Source organism: Streptomyces sp. NPDC087422 (assembly GCF_044744145.1).
GTDB lineage: Bacteria > Actinomycetota > Actinomycetes > Streptomycetales > Streptomycetaceae > Actinacidiphila.
Genome location: NZ_JBIUXT010000010.1, coordinates 125736 through 144377, shown reverse-complemented (window position 1 = coordinate 144377; position 18642 = coordinate 125736). Strand labels below are relative to the sequence as shown.

At 73.0% G+C, this 18642-nt stretch carries 17 protein-coding genes; 7 read left to right on the top strand and 10 right to left on the bottom strand.

Features of this window, described 5'->3' with window-relative positions; translation table 11 throughout:
* Positions 1 to 75 precede the first annotated feature (75 nt).
* From ACIO6U_RS28000 to ACIO6U_RS27990, 3 genes are all read right to left on the bottom strand, one after another.
* Complete coding sequence (locus ACIO6U_RS28000; protein ID WP_355340375.1) at positions 76 to 930, bottom strand: DUF4097 family beta strand repeat-containing protein; 855 nt, start codon at positions 928 to 930, stop codon at positions 76 to 78.
* 81 nt (positions 931 to 1011) lie between these two features.
* On the bottom strand, positions 1012 to 1530 hold the full coding sequence (locus ACIO6U_RS27995) for a toxin-antitoxin system HicB family antitoxin (protein WP_401309109.1): 519 nt from the start codon (positions 1528 to 1530) through the stop codon (positions 1012 to 1014).
* A gap of 327 nt (positions 1531 to 1857) precedes the next feature.
* Positions 1858 to 2226 carry a winged helix-turn-helix transcriptional regulator gene (locus ACIO6U_RS27990; RefSeq protein WP_391163476.1) on the bottom strand — a complete coding sequence of 123 codons (369 nt, stop codon included), beginning with the start codon at positions 2224 to 2226 and terminating at the stop codon, positions 1858 to 1860.
* A 100-nt stretch (positions 2227 to 2326) separates the two neighbouring features.
* Here ACIO6U_RS27990 and ACIO6U_RS27985 point away from each other — a divergent pair, with 100 nt between their 5' ends.
* The 4 genes from ACIO6U_RS27985 (at position 2327) to ACIO6U_RS27970 (ending at position 8191) form a co-directional block, all read left to right on the top strand.
* Complete coding sequence (locus ACIO6U_RS27985) at positions 2327 to 3208, top strand: NAD(P)H-binding protein (RefSeq protein ID WP_355340384.1); 882 nt, start codon at positions 2327 to 2329, stop codon at positions 3206 to 3208.
* A 190-nt stretch (positions 3209 to 3398) separates the two neighbouring features.
* Positions 3399 to 5528: an acyltransferase family protein gene (locus ACIO6U_RS27980; RefSeq protein ID WP_401723291.1), complete on the top strand. Its 2130-nt coding sequence runs from the start codon at positions 3399 to 3401 to the stop codon at positions 5526 to 5528.
* Between the two features lie 145 nt (positions 5529 to 5673).
* Entirely contained in the window at positions 5674 to 6630 is a 957-nt protein-coding gene (gene rarD / locus ACIO6U_RS27975) for an EamA family transporter RarD (protein ID WP_401723288.1), read from the top strand.
* A gap of 145 nt (positions 6631 to 6775) precedes the next feature.
* Positions 6776 to 8191 carry an Ig-like domain-containing protein gene (locus ACIO6U_RS27970; protein WP_391163483.1) on the top strand — a complete coding sequence of 472 codons (1416 nt, stop codon included), beginning with the start codon at positions 6776 to 6778 and terminating at the stop codon, positions 8189 to 8191.
* Between the two features lie 72 nt (positions 8192 to 8263).
* Here the strand turns inward: ACIO6U_RS27970 and ACIO6U_RS27965 are convergent, their stop codons facing one another.
* On the bottom strand, positions 8264 to 8716 hold the full coding sequence (locus ACIO6U_RS27965; RefSeq protein ID WP_355340396.1) for an ATP-binding protein: 453 nt from the start codon (positions 8714 to 8716) through the stop codon (positions 8264 to 8266).
* Between the two features lie 356 nt (positions 8717 to 9072).
* Here ACIO6U_RS27965 and ACIO6U_RS27960 point away from each other — a divergent pair, with 356 nt between their 5' ends.
* Both ACIO6U_RS27960 and ACIO6U_RS27955 read left to right on the top strand, forming a co-directional pair.
* A complete protein-coding gene (locus tag ACIO6U_RS27960; protein WP_355340399.1) occupies positions 9073 to 9948 on the top strand; it encodes a helix-turn-helix transcriptional regulator in 876 nt (291 codons plus the stop codon).
* Positions 9945 to 10145: a DUF397 domain-containing protein gene (locus ACIO6U_RS27955; RefSeq protein ID WP_401723284.1), complete on the top strand. Its 201-nt coding sequence runs from the start codon at positions 9945 to 9947 to the stop codon at positions 10143 to 10145. The genes ACIO6U_RS27960 and ACIO6U_RS27955 overlap by 4 nt, the downstream gene beginning before the upstream one ends.
* Before the next feature lie 307 nt (positions 10146 to 10452).
* Here the strand turns inward: ACIO6U_RS27955 and ACIO6U_RS27950 are convergent, their stop codons facing one another.
* The 6 genes from ACIO6U_RS27950 to ACIO6U_RS27925 form a co-directional block, all read right to left on the bottom strand.
* Positions 10453 to 10860: a DUF4259 domain-containing protein gene (locus ACIO6U_RS27950; RefSeq protein ID WP_401723281.1), complete on the bottom strand. Its 408-nt coding sequence runs from the start codon at positions 10858 to 10860 to the stop codon at positions 10453 to 10455.
* A gap of 16 nt (positions 10861 to 10876) precedes the next feature.
* Positions 10877 to 11740, bottom strand: coding sequence for an NAD-dependent protein deacetylase (locus tag ACIO6U_RS27945; RefSeq protein WP_391050393.1), 864 nt, complete (start codon positions 11738 to 11740; stop codon positions 10877 to 10879).
* A 42-nt stretch (positions 11741 to 11782) separates the two neighbouring features.
* Positions 11783 to 12673, bottom strand: a complete 891-nt coding sequence (locus ACIO6U_RS27940) for an ABC transporter permease subunit (RefSeq protein ID WP_355340408.1) — start codon at positions 12671 to 12673, stop codon at positions 11783 to 11785.
* Between the two features lie 181 nt (positions 12674 to 12854).
* On the bottom strand, positions 12855 to 13865 hold the full coding sequence (locus ACIO6U_RS27935; RefSeq protein WP_401723276.1) for an ABC transporter ATP-binding protein: 1011 nt from the start codon (positions 13863 to 13865) through the stop codon (positions 12855 to 12857).
* Positions 13866 to 14023: 158 nt separating this feature from the next.
* Positions 14024 to 15343, bottom strand: coding sequence for an outer membrane lipoprotein carrier protein LolA (locus tag ACIO6U_RS27930; RefSeq protein ID WP_391050390.1), 1320 nt, complete (start codon positions 15341 to 15343; stop codon positions 14024 to 14026).
* Between the two features lie 296 nt (positions 15344 to 15639).
* Entirely contained in the window at positions 15640 to 16659 is a 1020-nt protein-coding gene (locus ACIO6U_RS27925; RefSeq protein ID WP_355340417.1) for a polyprenyl synthetase family protein, read from the bottom strand.
* Between the two features lie 570 nt (positions 16660 to 17229).
* Between ACIO6U_RS27925 and egtA the strand changes: the two genes are divergently transcribed.
* On the top strand, positions 17230 to 18504 hold the full coding sequence (egtA, locus tag ACIO6U_RS27920) for an ergothioneine biosynthesis glutamate--cysteine ligase EgtA (RefSeq protein WP_401723272.1): 1275 nt from the start codon (positions 17230 to 17232) through the stop codon (positions 18502 to 18504).
* Positions 18505 to 18642: the final 138 nt, after the last annotated feature.

Genomic DNA, 18642 nt, shown 5'->3' with positions numbered 1-18642 from the left:
AGGGTGGGCGATCGGCGGTGCGCGGTGAAGTGGCCCGGTGCGTCGGGCCGTACGTGGCGAGGGAGGGCGGGCGGGTCAGCCGCGCGCGCGGAGGATCTCGATGTTGCCCCAGTTGGTCCTGGCGCGGACCGAGACGGTGTCCTCGCTCTGGCCGGGGGCCTCGGAGGCGGGGAGCCTGTTGCGCACCTGCCCGTGGCTGGAGCTGACGTCGAGCCAGGCGGCGGTGCCCTCGCGGACGCCGACCTCGATGGGGCCGTTGGAGGTCTCCAACTGGACCTCGCCGCGTACGACTTCGGCGACGCGCAGGTGGCCGTTGGACGTGGTGCCGGTGACCGACGCCTCGGCGCGGGCGATGTCGATGCCGCCGTTGGTGCCGCTGACCCGCAGTTCGCCGGTGACGGCGGCGAGGGTCGTGGTGCCGTTGGAGTTCTTCAGCACGGCGGTCCCGTCGACCGTGCCGATCCGCAGGCTCCCGGAGCTGGTGGCGATCTCGGCCGGGCCCTCGACCCGGTCCACGGTGACGCTGCCGTGCGACACGGCCAGATTGAGCGGCCCGGTCGTGTCGAACCGCACGTCGCCCACCGAGACCTTCACCCGCACCTCGCCGAGCCTGCCCTCGCCGTGCACCTGCGCCCACGCGCCGGTCACCTCGACCGCCGAGCCCGTGGGCAGTTCGACCGCCACGTCCACGGCGCCCGAAGGCCCGATGAGGCGGCGGCCCTTGGGGGTCCTGATGGTCAACAGGCCGCCGGAGTAGCGCACTTCGGTCTGCTCGGCCGCCTTGACGTCCTGGTCCCGCTTCGGGTCGCGGGGCCGTACCTCCACGAGGGTGTCGAGGCGGTCCTCGGCCGTGAACTGGATCGATCCGGCTTCCACGGTGCTCGTCACCGAGATGGGTTCCGGGGTGTCGAAGGGGGTGAAAGAAGGCATGGTTGTCCCGTCCTCTTGGGTCGTTGTGACGTCTCCGCAGGTGGGAGGCGGTGGGCTTCTCGTGCTTCTCGTGCTTCGCGGCTAGCGGACCCAGCCCTTGAAGCTCTGTCCGACGGTTCTGGTGGTACGGGTCTTCTCCGTCGTACGCGGCTGGCCGCCGCCGTCGCCGACCGCCGCCGAGACGGCTCGCACCAGCCAGGCGTTGACCGACAGGCCCTCCCTGGTCGCGGCCTCCTCGGCCCGCGCCTTGAGGTGGCCCGGCAGTCGCAGATTCACCCTGGCGGTGCTGCTGTCGTCGCCCTCGACCGGTGCGGGCGGCGCCGGGGCCTGCGCCTGTGCCGGGGCCTCCTCCTGCGCGTACGGCCGCGTCACCACGAAGTCCGGGTCCAGGCCCCGGAGCCGCACGTCCACCGAGCCCGGTGCCAGGTCCCGCGTGATCTCGTCCATCGCCGCCGACAGCACATTCAGCATCGTCAACCGCGTCGCCGACTCCAGCGGTGCCGTCAGGCGCTCCGCAAGCTCCCTCGCTTCTTCGCCTCCGGCTTCGGCGGCCACCGCCAGCTCGCGGCGCAGATTCTCGACATACGGCGTCAGGTCCATGACGCCATAGTGGCACCACCCTGGCACCACCCGCAACCCCCTCCCTGACACCACCCTGGCACCACGTGGCACCACCCCCCACGCAAGGGCTTGCTTTCAGGTGCGCGGGGAACTGCGCGACCAGCCACGACCATGGCACCACCAAAAACCGGCCCACCCCCCCCCGGCGCGTTCACCACACGCAAGGGCCCGTCTTCAGGGGCGCGGGGAACTGCGCGACCAGCCACGACCATGGCACCGCCAAAAAACCGGCCCCAGTCGGGCAGGCCCGGTTGCGTTCGGGCTGAAAGCCCGGTGGGGGGCGGGCCGGGTAGGGCGCGGCGAGTCTTAGAGGGTCGGCGAGCCGACCGGGGGGTGGGCGGCGTCGTAGGCGGTGCGGGCGGAGAGGACGGCGGGGACGGCGGCAGCCGTCCAGACGGAGAGGGCGCGGACCTGACCGGCGGCCTCACGGCCGAGAGGGGTGAGGGAGTAGGTGACGTGCGGCGGGATGACGGGCAGAGCCCGGCGAAGGACGAAGCCGTCCCGCTCCAGCGTGCGCAGCGTCTGGGTGAGCATCTTCTCGCTGACCCCGCCGACGGCCCGCCGCAGCTCACTGAAGCGCAGCGCCGCCCCGTCGAGCAGCTCGCACAGGACAAGAACCCCCCACCGGGAGGTGACGTGTTCGAGAATGAGCCGCTCGGGGCAACTTACGTCCATGTCGGTACCTTACTTCAAGGTGGGTACTTTCCAAGAGTTAGTGCCCGGCGTACGGTGGAGCCGAAGACACCGGACCACCGCAAACAGGGAGCAAAAAGACATGAGCATCGTCGTCACAGGAGCCACCGGGCACCTCGGCCACCTCGTCATCGACGAGCTGCTCAAGCAGGTCCCGGCCACGGACGTGGCCGCCGTCGTGCGGGACGAGGCCAAGGCCGCCGACCTGGCGGAGCGCGGCGTGGAGCTGCGGATCGCGGACTACAACCACCCCGAGACGCTGAAGGACGCCTTCCACGCGGGCGACAAGGTCCTGCTGATCTCGGGCAGCGAGGTCGGCCGCCGCATCGCGCAGCACAGCGCCGTCGTGGACGCGGCGGCGGCCTCGGGCGTGGCGCTGCTGGCGTACACCGGCATCCTCGGCGGCCCGGACGCCGACCTGAAGCTGGCGGACGAGCACAAGGCGACCGAGACGTACATCCTGGCCTCGGGCCTGCCCTACGTGTTCCTGCGCAACGGCTGGTACAGCGAGGTCCAGACCGAGAATCTGGCCCCGGTCCTGGAGCACGGCGCCGTCATCGGCAACGCGGGCGACGGCCGGGTCGCGAGCGCGGCCCGCGCCGACTACGCCGCCGCGGCCGCCGCCGTCCTGACCGGTGAGGGCCACGAGAACACGGCGTACGAGCTGAGCGGCGACACGGCGTGGAGCTTCGCCGAGTACGCGGCGCTGGTCGCCGAGCTGACCGGCAGGGAGATCACGTACAAGAACGTCCCGGCCGAGACGCGCCAGTCGATCCTCGAAGGCGCGGGCGTCCCGGCGGACTTCGCGGCCATCCTGGTCGACGTGGACCACGCCATCGAGCGCGGCCTGCTCGCGCGCACCAACGGCGAGCTGTCCCGGCTGATCGGCCGCCCCACGACCCCGATCCGCGAGACCCTGGCCGCCACCCTCAAGGACACGCCCAAGGACACGCCCAAGGCGTGACCCCGGCCTGACCCGGCCTGACCCCGGCGGCCTGCACCACCCCCGCACACGACAGAGGTCCCCGGCTGTTCCGGCCGGGGACCTCCCCCGTTCACGCCCCCGCCCCGGAGCGTTGCTTGTCTTCGCGGGACGGCGCGTCCTCGTGACAGACGGCGGGGCGGCCTCGACGCAGCGCCCCGAGGACCCCACCGTGACCACGGCCACCGCACCGCCGCACCCGCGGGACCCGCCGCGCCTGGACATCCAGGGGCTGCGCGCCGTCGCGGTCACCCTCGTCGTCCTCGCGCACGCGGGCGTCGGCGCGGTCGCGGGCGGATACGTCGGCGTCGACGTCTTCTTCGTCGTCTCGGGCTTCCTGATCACCTCGCTGCTGACCCGCGAGTCCCGCGCCACCGGCCGCATATCGGTCAGGGACTTCTACGCCCGCCGCGCGGTGCGCCTGCTGCCCGCCGCGACCCTCGTCGTGCTCTGCACGCTCGCGGGCTGCCGGCTCTTCCTGTCGAAGATCCGCTTCGCGCAGTACGCGGGGGACGCGCTCGGCAGCTCGCTCTACGCCGTCAACTTCCGGCTGGCCGCAGCCGGTACGGACTACCTCGGCGCGAGCGAGCCGCCCTCCCCCTTCCAGCACTTCTGGTCGCTGGCGGTGGAGGAGCAGTTCTATCTGCTCTGGCCGCTGCTGCTCGTCCTGTGCCTGCGGTGGCGCCGCCGCCCCGCGCTCCCGGCGGCCCTGGCCCTCACCGCCCTCTGCGCGGCCTCCTTCGCGCTGAGTCTCGCCCTCACCCGCTCCTCCCCCTCCTGGGCCTACTTCGGCTCCCCCGCCCGCTTCTGGGAGCTGGGCGCGGGCGCGCTGCTCGCCCTCGGCGCGCACCGACTGGCCCTCCGAGCCCCCCTCGCGGCGGCCCTGAGCTGGGCGGGCCTGACCGGCATCGTCGTGGCCGCGCTGACGTACGACGACGCCACGCCCTTCCCCGGCCGTTACGCGCTCCTGCCGGTCGTCGGCACCCTCCTCGTCCTCGCGGGCGGCCGATCCCCCGGCCCCTCCCCGACCCACGCCCCCGGCTCCTCCCCGGCCCACGCCCCCGGCCGCTCCCCGACCCACACCCCCTCCCCCGCCCGCTACGGCGCCCGACTCCTGCTCGCCCGGCGGCCGGTCGCCCGGCTCGGCGGCCTCTCCTACGGCTGGTATCTGTGGCACTGGCCCCTGCTGGTCATCGGACCCGCGGCGCTGAACACCGCGCCCTCCACCGGTCTCGCCCTGGCCCTGTGCGCGGTCGCGCTGGCGCTGGCCTGGGCGACGCTGCGGCTGGTGGAGAACCCGATACGGTTCCACGCCGCCTTCCGCCGCCGTCCGGCCCTGGCGCTGCGGCTCGGCGGCGGGCTGTCGGCGGGTGCCGCGGTGGCCGTGCTGACCGCCGCCCACTTCCCGCCCGCGGTCGACTCCGGCAGACCCGCGCCCGACCTGCGGCGGGAGCTGACGGCGGCACGCGACCCCGCGCTGCGGCTCGGGCAGCTCCTGCGGACCTCGGGTCCGAGCCTGCCGAGCAATCTCACCCCGCCCCTGGCCGAGGTCAAGCCGGTGCGCTCGGCGGTCTACCGGGACGGCTGCCACGCGGGCTACGCGCGTACGAGCACACCCCCGTGCGTCTACGGCGACCCGTCCGCGGCCACCACCGTCGTCCTCTTCGGCGACTCGCACGCCGCCCAGTGGTTCCCCGCGCTCGACCGGCTGGCGCGCGAACGGCACTGGAAACTGGTGTCGTTGACGAAGGCGTCGTGCAACGCCGCGACGGTGACGACCGTTTACCAGGGCGGCCCCGCCGTCTGCGACACCTGGCGCCGCGCGGCGGTCGCCCGGATCGCCGCGCTCCGCCCCGGTCTCGTCCTCGTCTCGTCCTCGGACGCGGGCCGCCCGCTGCACCCGGCCGCCGATCCCGTACGGCAGTGGACGGACGGCTTCCGCGCCACCTTCACCGCGCTCGCGGCCTCGGGCGCGCGGGTCGCCGCCCTGCTCGACACCCCCTGGCCCGCCTCCGACGCCGTCGAGTGCGCGGCGGCCCACCCGCTGCGGCTCGGCCACTGCGCGAGCCGGCTGCCCGACGCGCTCCGGGACCCGGCGCGGCAGGGCGCGGTACGGGCGGCGGCGACGGCGGCCGGGGCCGCCGTGATCGACCCCGCGCCCTGGCTGTGCGCCACGGACGGCACCTGCCCGGTGCTCGCGGGCGACACCCTGGTCTACCGCGACGACAGCCACATGTCCGAGACGTACGCCGACGCGCTGGCCCCGGTCCTCGGCCGCCGCCTCACCGCCCTCCTGCCGTAAGGCGGTGCCGCCCGGCCCCGGCCACCGGCCTGTCATGACCGTGGAGTGGAACGGACATGACAGGCCGGGGCGGCTGCCGCTACCGTCGTCACGTCGCGCGCCGACGGCGGGTCGTACGGCCGGGGCGGTACGGGAAGGGGTCGGGATGAACGAGCGGCGCGCGGGACTGGTCTACGGCTTCGCGGCCTACGGCATGTGGGGCCTGTTCCCGCTGTTCTGGCCGCTGCTCGAACCGGCGGGAGCGCTGGAGATCCTGGCCCACCGGATGGTGTGGGCGCTGGTGGTGGTCGCCGTGATCCTGCTGGCGATGCGCCGCTGGGCGTGGATATCCGAACTGGTCAGGCAGCCCGGGCGGCTCGGCCTGATCGCCGTCGCCGCCGTCTTCGTCTCCGTCAACTGGGGCCTGTACATCTGGGCCGTCAACGCGGGCCATGTGGTGGAGGCTTCGCTCGGCTACTTCATCAACCCGCTGGTCACCATCGCGCTCGGCGTCCTCGTCCTGCACGAGCGGCTGCGCCCGGTGCAGTGGGCGGCGGTCGGCGTCGGCGCGCTGGCCGTCGTCGTCCTCACCGTCGGATACGGGCGGCTGCCGTGGATCGCCCTCTCGCTCGCCTTCTCCTTCGGCGTCTACGGCCTGGCGAAGAAGAAGATCAACATGGGCGGCCTGGAGTCGCTGGCCGCCGAGACCTCGGTGCAGTTCCTGCCCGCGCTGGTCTTCCTCGTCGTGCTCGGCGCGCGCGGCGACTCGACCTTCACCCACCACGGCCCCGGCCACGCCGCCCTGCTGGCCGCCTGCGGTCTGGTCACGGCGGGGCCGCTGGTCTGTTTCGGCATGGCGGCGACCCGGCTCCCGCTGTCCACCATCGGCCTCATGCAGTATCTGACGCCGGTCTTCCAGTTCCTGATCGGCGTGCTCCACTTCCACGAGGAGATGCCCCCCGAGCGCTGGGCCGGTTTCCTGATGGTGTGGGCGGCGCTCGTCCTGCTCACCTGGGACGCGATCAGGGGCGCACACCGCGGGCGTACGGAAGCGCGCGCGGCGCGCCAGGCCCCGGAGGTCGTGGAGTCCCCGGAGGCGACCGACTCCCCGCTGCCCGGCTGAGCCGTACGGGCGAGCGACGACATCCACTCGGGTGACACGGACACCGCCGCCGATTGGGTGATCTGACGATGGGTCATGCGAAGGACGTACTGGTCCGGCGGTCAGGCGCCGGGCCGCCCGAAGTGCAGGAGAACGCGTCGTGCGCATGCCGGCCAACAGACTCACCACGAGAACGGCCCGGGGGCTGGCCGCGGCGGCCACGGCCGCCGTCATGATCCCGCTGGCCGCGAGCCCGGCCGTGGCGGCGGGCTCCGCCTACGGGAGTTGGAGTCCCGAGGTGCTGCACGTGCCCGTGACCGGCTTCCCCGACGCCACCTTCAGCACCGACAGCAGCTCGCCGTCCATCCCCGGCGGCACCTCGACCTTCCTCAACGGCTCCACCCCCTTCGGCGCCGAGTACGGCAGCTCGCGCGGGCAGAACTACCTCGCCCTGCGCCCCTCGACCGGCGGCACCAACGGCCGGCCGTCGCTCACCACCGTCACCTTCGCCGCCGCCACCCCGGTCGGCTGGGGCTTCACCCTCGGCGACATCGACGCCGACCAGGTGCGGATCAGCGCGACCGGCGCGGGCGGTGTACGGCTGACGGCGGCGCAGCTCGGCTTCCAGTCGACCTTCAACTACTGCGTGGGCACGCCGAAGCCGTCCTCGTGCGGCTCCGGCCCGAACACCGACGTGCCCACCTGGGACCCCGCGACCTCGACGCTGCGCGGCAACGTGCTCGACACCAACGGCGCCTCCGGCTGGTTCCGCCCCACGGCCCCGGTGACCTCGGTCTCCTTCACCTACAGCGTGCTCAGCGGATCGCCGGTCTACCAGATCTGGATGGCCGCCCCGGACGCCGACATCAGCGGCACGGTCGCCTCGGACTGCGGCATCCCGCCCGGCACGTCGGTACGGCTGCGCACCGCGACCGGCGCCGCCGTGCTCGACAGCGCGGGCCAGCCGGTGGCGGCGGCCGTCGACGCCGACGGCGCGTACTCCTTCTCCGGCGTGGCCACCGGCCGCTTCCGGGTCGTGCTGCCGGTGCCCGCCGGGTACACGGCGACCGGCGCGACCAGCCGGACCGCCGACACCTCGGGCGGTGACGTGCGCGGCGCCGACTTCCGGATCGGCTGTACGCCCGAGCCCGCGCCGCCGGTGACCGTCCCCGGGAACGGCGGCCCGGTCCGGGTCCCGGTCACCCCCGACCGCGCGCCCCACACCCCGGTCACCGTCCCCGAGCCGCCGGACCACGGAAAGGTCGCGGTCGAGGGAGACCACCTCGTCTACACGCCCGACAAGGGCTACGCGGGCAAGGACTCCTTCATCTACAAGGTGACGGCGAAGGACGGGCAGCCGAAGTTCGTGAAGGTGAGCGTGGACGTCACCAGGCCGAAGCCGACGCCGACGCCGCCCAAGCCGCACCCCGCTCCCCCGGCCAACCACCCGCAGCCGCAGCAGACCGGCCCCGAACTGGCCGCCTCGGGCGCCGACGGTCCCCTCGCCATGGTCGCGGGCGGCCTCGTCGCCGCCGGGGCCCTCGCGGTGACCGCCACCCGCGCGCGGAAGCGCCGCCGCTGACCCCTGCCTTCGTGTACGGCTCCGCGCCCGCCGGTACGGTTCCCGGCGGGCGCGGTCACGTTCACCCGCGCGTCACCGCCCGAGGCCGCACTCCGCCCAGACCATCTTCCCGACGCCGTCCCGCTCCCCGACGCCCCAATGCCCGGGTCCCGCGACCGCGTTGACCAGCGCGAGCCCGCGCCCGTCCTCGTCGCTCTCCGCCGCGACCCGTGGCTCGGGCCGCCCGTCCCCCGCGTCGTGCACCTCGATCCGCACACCGCCAGGCGTCCGCACGTACCGCGTCTGCACATCGCGCCCGGCGACCCGCGCGTGCACGACGGCGTTCGTGAATAACTCCGACAGGATCAACACGGCGGAATCCGTGAGGTCTTCCAGTCCCCAGCCCTTGAGGGCCGTTTCCAGTTCGTGCCGCGCCCGCCCCACCGAACGCGGCGTACGCGGCCACAACCGGGCGACCGTTCGGGATTCGGCACCGGGCGGCTCGCCCGCCGATTCGTCGGACTGTCCAGGTGGTTCTCGGTGCATGGCCGTGCCTTCCCTCGTCGCCGAATCCCATTGACGTCGGGGCCCCCTTGTCGCCACGTCGGGGGCCCCGACGGAGGACTCACCCGGGCGCCCACGGGGAGTGGCGCCGCACGGGGGTCCTCGCCACCCGTCGCGGGGCGCGGCACCCACGCGACGGGAATCGGTACGTACTTGGCAGCGCCAAGCACCGCGCCGCATCGCGGTGCGAAGTAGCGCGTAGTACGAGAGTAGGCACGGAATTGGCCGCGCCGCAACCAGAACAGGCGCACGCGTGCAATCCGGTGCGTCAACGGCGTCGCGTGGCCCTAGAGTTGTGCCCGGTACGTGACCGGGCGTGCCGAGGAGGGAGCCGACCCATGCCCGCAGGGGGACGGCCGACCGTGCGCAGCAGGCGACTCGGGTCGGCCCTGAAAAAGTACAGAACCGCAGCTCAGCTCGATCAACCACAGGCCGCCGAGGTGATCGCGGTCAGCGCCAGCAAGATCAGCCGCATCGAAACCGGCCACATCAGCACCCGCGTCATCGAACTGCGCCTGCTCCTCGACGCGTACGGCGTGACCGATCCCGAAGTGCGTTCTCGGCTCGAAGAGTTGGCCAAGGGGTCGAACCGGCGCGGTTGGTGGCTGGAGCACGCTGCGCACCTACGCGCGGACTACTTGGACCACATCTCGCTTGAGGATGACGCGACGTACATCCGCGAGTGGCAGCCCAACCTGATCCCCGGACTGCTCCAAGTCCCCGCGTACGCGGAGGCGGTGATCACAAGTGCTCCGCACTTCATCGACCCGGAGCGGGTCTCGCAGCTCGTCAAGGTGCGGCAGGACCGCCAGGTAAAAATCGACGAGGTCGAGGGCTCGGCGAACTACACGGTCATCATCTGGGAACCGGTGATCATCCACTCGATCGTCAAACCCGAGGTCTACCAACAGCAATTGGCCCATATTCTTGAGGTCGGCCAAAGGCAGAACGTGACGCTACAGGTGCTATCGATTTCAGCCGGAGTCAAGGCGTCAATGCCCGCCGCGTTTTCGAGCTTCTCCTTCGACAGCGAACCCGTGGTCGAGGCAGTCACGTTGGACAATCTCCGGGGGGCCTCCATCCTGGAAGCCGCCGAGGATTTGACCGCTTACGCTCTCGCATTTGATCAACTACGATCGGCAGCACTGGCCCCGGATGCAAGCGCGCGGCTCATCCGAGGCGCACTACAGAGAAGCAAGGACGACACAAAGTGACCCCTAAGGTAATAGGGCCCTTCCGGAAGTCCTCGTACTCCGGGGCGGAAAACAACTGCGTGGAGGTCGCCGCCACGGCCGGCGGAGGGCGGGCCGTGCGGGACAGCAAGGACCCGGCCGGTCCGAGCCTCTACTTCACGCCCACCGAGTGGACCGCCTTCCTCGCGAGTACGCGAAACGGCGAGTTCGCTCACTAAGGCACCACGCGCCACGCGAAGGCCCCCGGAGTCGCCACCGGGGGCCTTCGCCATGTCGGCGGGCCAACGGCATGCTGCCGTCGACCAGCGTGCGGAAGTACGGATGGTTCAGGACCCCGGTATCGGCGACGACGCGTTTGGCGTGCGCCGTCACCAACGGGGCTGCGGGCGCCCGCAGATGGGTGGTCACCGCTGTTCCCCTGGCAGGGCTCCCAGGAGGCGGTGGCCCCGGTCGGCCGGGTCGGTGCCCGAGCCGTCGGTGTCGATGACGAGCACTGGGGGCCGCTGAGCGGGCCGGGTTACGGCATCAGGTGGGCGCTTGAGGGGTGAGCGTGTGCTGGAGGCGGGTGACGGTCGCCCGCCAGGGGCCGTCAGGGGGCTCGTCCCAGAGCTCCAGCAGCTCGGAGGGTTCGGTGACGACCCGGTCCAGGGCCCTGAGGGCCGTGGCGCGCAGCGGTGTGAGGTCCGCGAGCGGCCGCTTCGGCCCGTAGTCGGGGTCGATGGGCTCACCGCCGGGGCACTGGGCGGCGACCAGCGCGGCGGCGGCCACGGCCTCTTCGGAGATGTCCGCGTCGAGGTCGCCCGTCGTGTCGATCACGCGGATGAGGGCGTCGCGGACGATGCCGGGGCGCGCGTCGGGGCTCGCCTCGTCGAGGGTGTCGCTGAGGTCCCACGCGGTGTCGTTGTCGAAGGGGCCGACGTGCCAGGTGCCCATGTCCTTCTCCCGCCGCTCAGACGGCCGCCGCGCCCAGCGCCTCCGTCAGGGCGCTGAGGGTGGGGCCGAGGGGCAGGTCGAGGGTGAGCGCGGCCAGATCGTCGCCCCTGGTGGGGCCCTGGTTGACGATCGCCACCGGGGTGCCCTGGCGGGCGGCGCGGCGGACGAAGCGCAGCCCCGACATCACGGTGAGGGACGAGCCCAGGACGAGCAGGGCGGGGGCGGCGTCGACCAGGGCGAAGGCGCGGTGGACCCGCTCGGGCGGCACGTTCTCACCGAAGAAGACCACGTCCGGCTTGAGCGTGCCGGTGCCGCAGACCTCGCAGGGCACGAGCCGGAACCGCTCGGTGCTCCCCGCCGGGAGTTCGGCGTCGCCGTCCGCGTTGGTGTGGGCGACGGCGGTGGCGCGGAAGCCGGGGTTCGCCTCGTCCAGGCGCTCGTCCAGCCGCGTACGGTCGCTGAGGTCGCCGCAGTCCAGGCACACCACCCGGTCCAGCCTGCCGTGCAGGTCGATCGCCTCCGCCGTACCGGCCGCCGCGTGCAGCCCGTCCACATTCTGCGTGATCACCCCGGTCACCGCGCCCGCCCGCACGAGCCGCGCCACCGCCCGGTGCCCGTCGTTCGGCAGCGCCCGCGCGATCGTCCGCCACCCGAGGTGGCTGCGCGCCCAGTACCGGCGCCTGGCCGCCTCTTCCCCGACGAACTCCTGATACGTCATCGGCGCCGACGTCCGCCGCCGCCCCGTCACCCCGCGGTAGTCCGGAATCCCCGACTCCGTCGACAGCCCCGCCCCGCTGAGCACCACGGCCGGCCGCCCGGCCAGGAACCCGGCCAGCACGTCCACGCCTTCCCCCAGCCCCCTGCCGACCCCGGTCTCCATACCGGCAGCGTACGCCCGCCTGACGGGCGCTAGGGGCCTGTCCTAGGCCGTCACGTCGCGGGTGGTGAAGCGGGCCCAGGCGGCCGAGCCGAAGACGGCGGCGTAGAGGGCCTGGAGGCCGAGGTTCTTGGCGATGCCGGTCCAGGTGACGGGGTCGCGGAGGATGTCGGCGAAGCTGAGCCAGTAGTGGGGGAAGAGGTAGGGCTGGAAGGCGTGGAGCTGGGGGATGTTGTCGATGATCTGGACGGTGATGAGCAGGCCGACGGTGGCGGCCATGGCGCCGATGCCGCTGTCGGTGAGGGTCGAGATGAACAGGCCCAGCGCGCCGATGCCGACCAGGGAGGCCGCGACCAGGACCGCGATCAGCAGGCAGCGCAGCATGCCGTCCGAGAGGGAGATCGTCGTGCCCGACAGCAGCGTGACGTCTCCGACCGGGAAGAGCGCGAAGCCGACGATCAGCGCCGAGACGGCGACCACCAGGGTGGCCGCCAGGCAGAAGGCCAGCACGGACGCGTACTTGGCGAGCAGCAGGCGGGTGCGGCCCGCCGGGGCCACCAGCAGATAGCGCAGCGTGCCGCCGCTGGCCTCGCCCGCGATCGAGTCGCCCGCGATCACCCCGATCGCCATCGGGAGGAAGAACGGGAGCGTGGCCGCCAGGGCGGCGAACGTCAGGAACAGGCCGTTGTTGCTCACCTGCTCGATGAACGCCGGGCCGTTGCCGTTCCCGTCCGGCCCCCCGCCCCCGCCGAGCGACCCCCCGTTACGCGTCTCGATCCGCACCGCCACGCCGACCAGCAGCGGCACCCCCGCCAGCACCGCGAACAGCGCCAGCGTCCGCCACCGCCGGAACACGGTGACCAGCTCCGACCGGAACAGCCCGAAGCTCCAGAGCAGCCGGGGCGTACGCGGCCCGGACGGCGGCTCGGTGGCCACGGTGCCCGCGGCGGCTCCGGCTTCGGTCCCGGGGGGATCGGTGGCGGGCCCGGAGGGCCGGGCGGCGGGCTCCGGGGGCGATGCGGGCTCCGGGCCGGCCGGGCCCGGGGCGCGGGTCGGCTCAGGTCGCGGGCCGGTCGCAGGCCGGTTCTGGTCGGCGCTCGAAGCGGCCGGCTCCGTTTCAGCCCGCGACATCGAAGCCCTCTCCTGTCAGGGCGACGAACGCGTCCTCCAGGGAGGCGCGTTCGAGGCCGAAGCCGCGGACGCGGACGCCCGCGGCGACCAGCGCGGCGTTGAGGTCGGCGAGGTCCGGCGGGTCGGGGGGCAGTTCGCCGCTGACGCGTTGACCGTCGGTGAGGAGGGCGCCGACGCCGTGTTCGGTGAGCACGCGGGCCGCCTCCGCCGGGTCCGGTGTGGTGACGACGAGCCGCCCGCGCGTACCGGCCGCGAGGTCGGCCACCGGCCCCTGCGTGAGGAGCCGGCCGCGCGCCATGACGGCCGCGTGCGTACAGACCTGCTCGATCTCGTCCAGCAGGTGCGAGGAGAGGAAGACGGTGGTGCCGTCGGCGGCCAGCTCCCTTACCAGGGAGCGGATTTCGCGCATGCCCTGCGGATCGAGCCCGTTCGTGGGCTCGTCGAGGACCAGCAGCTCGCGCGGCTGGAGCAGGGCGGCGGCCAGTCCGAGCCGCTGCTTCATGCCCAGCGAGTACGCCTTCGCCTTCTTCGGGCCCGCCGCCGTGAGCCCGACCCGGTCCAGCGCGGAGCCCACCCTGGCCCGGCGCGTACGCGGGTCGGCCGTCGGGTCGGCCGCGTCGTACCGCAGCAGATTGTCCCGGCCGGACAGGAAGCCGTAGAGGGCCGGGCCCTCGATCAGCGCGCCCACCTTGGGCAGCACCGTGCGCTGTGCGCCCGGCATCGGGCGGCCCAGCACCCGCGCCGTGCCCGCCGTCGGCGCGATCAGGCCCATCAGCATCCGGATCGTCGTCGTCTTCCCCGAGCCGTTGGGGCCCAGGAAACCGAAGACGCTGCCGCGCGGCACCCGCAGGTCCAGGCCGTCCACGGCGAGCGTGCCGCGGTACCGCTTCGCGAGGCCGCGCGTCTCGATCACCACGTCGGCGGCGTCCGCCGCGGGCACGGTCACCGCGTCGTACGCGCTCGGCCCGTTCGGCCCGGCGGCCTGCGGCTGCTGCATCGCGCTCCTCTGCGACGGGGACTGGGAAGTGTACGGCGCACGCCGCGCCCGGCCGGAACTCCCGGCTCCGGGCCTGGGCCCGGACCCGCTTCCGCCCGCGCCCGGTGGGTGCCCCCCCGGACGGGGACGGGCACCCGCCGACTGGCGTGCGAGCGACGCTACTTCGCCGCGTTCGCCGCGTTCGCCGCGTTCGCCGCGTCCATCAGCGCGGACTGCGTCACCGCGCCCACGTACAGGGTGCCCTTGTCGGTCAGGAGGGCGTTGACCAGGCGGGTGTGGAAGACGGTGCCGGAGCCGAAGTCACCGGTGACGTGCCGCCCGAAGCTGTTGAGCAGGGACTGGGCGTCGCCGCCGCCCTTGCCGTGCGCGTTCTTGTCGGCGCCGGAGGGCAGGCCGCCGGGCGACGTGATGACGGCGATGGAGTCCCAGCCCTTGCCGATGACGGTGGGCTCGCCGCCGGAGGTGTGACCGGTGCCGTTGACACCGTCGAAGCCGGGCAGGCCGGTGACACCGTCAAACCCCTTCTGGCCCTTGGTGACGGCGTCGGACTCCTTGCCGGCCTCGGTGACCTTCGTGCCCTTGGGCGGGGTGAAGGTGAAGGTCGACGCGGACGGCTTGCCGAAGCTCACCTTCGTGAAGCCGATGTCCACGATGGCCTTGCCGCCGCCCTTGGGCGAGAGCGTGAACTTCAGCGGGACGCCGGTCTTGGAGTCGACGGCGATACGGATCGCGCCGACCGTGGTCTTGTCCGCGTGCTGCGGGGTGACCAGGAGTTGGTACGCGCTGTGGCCCGCGACGCGCGCGGTGCCGTCCACGGTGACCGAGGCCGTACCGTCGGCGGCCTTGAGCACCTGCTGGGCGGCGGCCTGCGGGGTGGCCGGGAAGTCCTGGGACCGGGCCCTGCTGTCGGCGCCGCCCTTGGCGTCGGCCGGGGCGGTCGCGTGATACGCCTCGTTGGACCCGCTGTCGTAGCCCCAGACCTCGGTGCCGTTGTGGATCAGGCTGTACTCGGCGGTGGGCTCGATGATCGAGACCTTCTGCCGGTCGGGGCCGTCCGCCGCCACGTGCAGGGTGTGCGAACCGGCCAGGAGCTGGGTGAGCTGGGCCTGCGGGGCCGCGGCCGAGCCCTTGCCGTCCTTGCCGGACGGGCCCGCGGCGCTCGCGGCGCCGCCGAACAGGCTGCTCGCCGCGCCGCCGGACAGGACGTCGGGCAGCCCGAGGTCCGTACTGACCTTCACCGAGCCCGACACCGTCTGGGTGTCGGACGCCGCGACCTTCGTGAGCAACTGCTCCGCCGTCAGCGTGGGCAGCGACGGGCTGCCGGTGTCCGCGAGCGCGGGTACGAGGCTGATGGTCGCCGCCGCCACCCCCGCCACCGCGACGGGCACCGCGTACCGCATGGCCTTGCGTCCCCGCCCCCTGCCGGGCTCGTCCGATTCCGGGTGCTCCGGAAACTGTGCCGGTTGGATCCGTGCCATCGCGTCTCTACCTCCGTCGTCGCGGCGGTTCACTGCCTCGCACTCGTCCGCTCCCCGGGCCATTGTCGCCCGGTCCGCCGTGAAGTGGACGTCTCCATCACACCAAAACGGCCAACCCGCCACATCAGCCGACGGATGCAACCCTGTGTACGTCCCCGGGATGACAGACCCCGACGCCGTACTCGGGTCGGCGCAGGGCGCCACCTAGGGGACGCCGGCGATCCGACCTCACCGGCCGGTGCACGTCGCCGATGCAGCCCGACGCCGGGGCCCGACGCGGGAGCCCGACGCGGGGGCTAGCCCGCCCGGTGCACCACGATGTCGCACAGCGCCGCCAGCGCCAGCTTCGCCGTGCACTCCGGCAGCGGCGCGAGGGCGGCGCGCGCCTCGTCGGCGTACCGGAGGGTGTCGCGGCGGGCCTGTTCGAGCGCGGGGTGGCCGCGCAGGAGGCTCAGGGCCTCGCCGTGCAGGGCGTCGTCGGTGAGGTCGCCGTCGAGGAGCTGGTTGAGGCGGCGGTCGGTGGCCGAGACGCCGCCCGCGGCCTGCTGGTACAGACGGCGTACGTGCAGGATCGGCAGCGTGGCGATGCCCTCGCGCAGGTCGGTGCCCGGGGTCTTGCCGGACTCGTGGCTGTCGCTGGTGATGTCGAGGAGGTCGTCGGCGAGCTGGAAGGCCAGGCCGATCCGCTCGCCGTACTGGGTGAGGGTGTGCACGACCGTCTCGTCCGCGCCGGACATCATCGCGCCGAACCGCCCGGACACGGCCATCAGCGAACTGGTCTTGCCCGCGAGGACGTCCAGGTAGTGGTCGATCGGGTCGCGGCCGTCGCGCGGCCCGACCGTCTCCAGGATCTGGCCGGTGACCAGCCGTTCGAAGGACTCCGCCTGGACGCGTACGGCCTCGGGGCCGAGGTCGGCCAGGATGTGCGAGGCGCGGGAGAAGAGGAAGTCGCCGGTCAGGATGGCGACGGAGTTGCCCCAGCGGGCGTTGGCGCTGGGCACGCCGCGGCGCACCTCGGCCTCGTCCATGATGTCGTCGTGGTAGAGCGTGGCCAGGTGGGTCAGCTCGACCACGACGGCCGCGGGGACCACCCGGGGCGCGTGCGGGTCGCCGAACTGGGCCCCGAGCATCACCAGGAGTGGCCGGAAGCGCTTGCCTCCCGCCTTGAGGAGGTGGCGCGCGGCGTCGGTGATGAACGGGACATCACTCTTGGTGGCCTCCAGCAGGCCCTCTTCGACGGCCGAGAGACCGGCCTGGACGTCGGCCTCGAGGGCCTCGTCCCACACGCTCAGCCCGAAGGGCCCGACGACGGTCACGAGGGGTACTCCTGTCGCTGATCTGGCTTCTGGCGGGGTCTGAGGGGCGGCACTGTCTACACGGGCAGCGTAGCCGGTCGGCTGTGGATCACCGCCGGGGCATCGCCCTGGAAGCGGGGTCGCGGCGTACCGGAAGCGAGGTTCCGGAATTCCCCCCGGATTCGCCCCGTATTCGCCGCGGCTTCCTCACGGGTTCCCCGCTCCGGCCGCACCGATTCCCCACTCCGGCGGCGCGGCTTCCCCCGCTCTGCCCCTCGGCTTCCCCCGCCCCTGCTTCTCGGCTATCCCCGTCCCTGCCCCTCGGCTACCCCCGCTCCGGCACTACACCAGGCCGTCTCCGACCTGGCCGGTTATGATCCGTAATGCCGGTTTTAGCGACGTAAAGACCGCCCGGAAGGGATGATGGCCGATTCGGGCGGTTGACCGAAGAACGTTCACCATTACGTAAGACGGTCCCGCAACATGGTCAACTACACTCGCGGCAGCAACAGGTGACATGTCCTCGCTTCGGGGTAGACCCCACGGGTAATCCCCGGGGAAACCCCCCAAGGAAAGAGAGGAGGTGGATCGATGGCAGCCGACCTGCGGGAAGACGAGGCGGAGGCCCACGTGCGCGGGGTCTGCTTCAAAACGGGTCCGCCCGCACGCACCGGTGTGGAATTGGAGTGGCTGGTCCACGACCGCTCCGATCCGCTGTCCCTGATATCCGTCGACCGGCTGGACGCGGCCCTCGCGCCCGTCGAACAGCCGGGCGGGCTGCCCAGCGGCAGCAGGCTCACCCGTGAGCCGGGCGGCCAGGTGGAGCTCAGCTCCCGGCCCGCCGACACCCTCGCCGCCTGCGTCGACTCCATGGCCGCCGATCTCGCGGCACTGCGACAGGCGACCGACGAGGCGGGACTCGTCCTCGTGGGACGCGGGCTCGACCCGTTCCGCGACCCTCCCCGCGTGCTCGACCATCCCCGCTACCGGGCCATGGAGAGCTTCTTCGACCGCGACGGCCCGTGGGGCCGCACGATGATGCGGCGCACCGCCGCCCTTCAGGTGAACCTCGACGCGGGCGACGACTCCGCGGGCACCTCCGGCTACCGCTTCCGCTGGGAGCTGGCGCACCGGATCGGCCCGGTCCTGGTCGCGGCCTTCGCGAATTCGCCGGTCCAGGGCGGTACGCCGACCGGCTGGGTCTCCACCCGGCAGGCGGTCTGGAGCCGGATGGACCCCAGCCGCACCCGGCAGCCGGGGCACGACGAGGACCCCCGTGCCGCGTGGACGCGGTACGCCCTCGACGCGCGCCTGCTGTGCGTACGCGAGGGGCCCACCGACAGCAGCGGCGTCTGGGACGCCGCCCAGCCCGACTGGTCGGTGCCGGGCGACCTGACCTTCCGCGCATGGCTGCGGGGCGCGCCGGGCGTGCGGGCGCCGACCGTGGACGACCTCGACTACCACCTCAGCACGCTCTTCCCGCCGGTCCGCCCGCGCGGCTGGCTGGAGCTGCGGATGACCGACGCGCAGGACGGCGACGACTGGATCGTCCCGACCGTGCTGACGGCGACACTGCTGGACGACCCCGTCGCCGCCGAGGCCGCCCACGCGGCCACCGAGCCGCTCTGCGAGGACGGCGATCCGATGCCGTCCGAGGAGATGTGGCGGCGCGCCGCCCGGGTCGGCCCCGCCGACCCCGTCATCGGCGAGGCCGTACGGGCCTGTTTCGACGCCGCTGCCGGTGCGCTGGCGCGTACCGACGCGCCGGCGGCCCTGCGGCTGGCCGTCGCCGACTTCGCCGAACGCTATCCAGAACGCGGACGATGTCCCGCCCACGACCAGTTGGACGCGCTGCGCCGCGTCTGACCCTCCGGAAGGCATGTCGTGACAAACCCTCGTACCGACGGCCGGAACACGGCCGAAAACAGTGCCTCACCCGGCACTTCCCTCACTTTTGGCGCATCCAGCACTTCGGCCGCTTCCGCCACGCCTGGCTCGGCATCG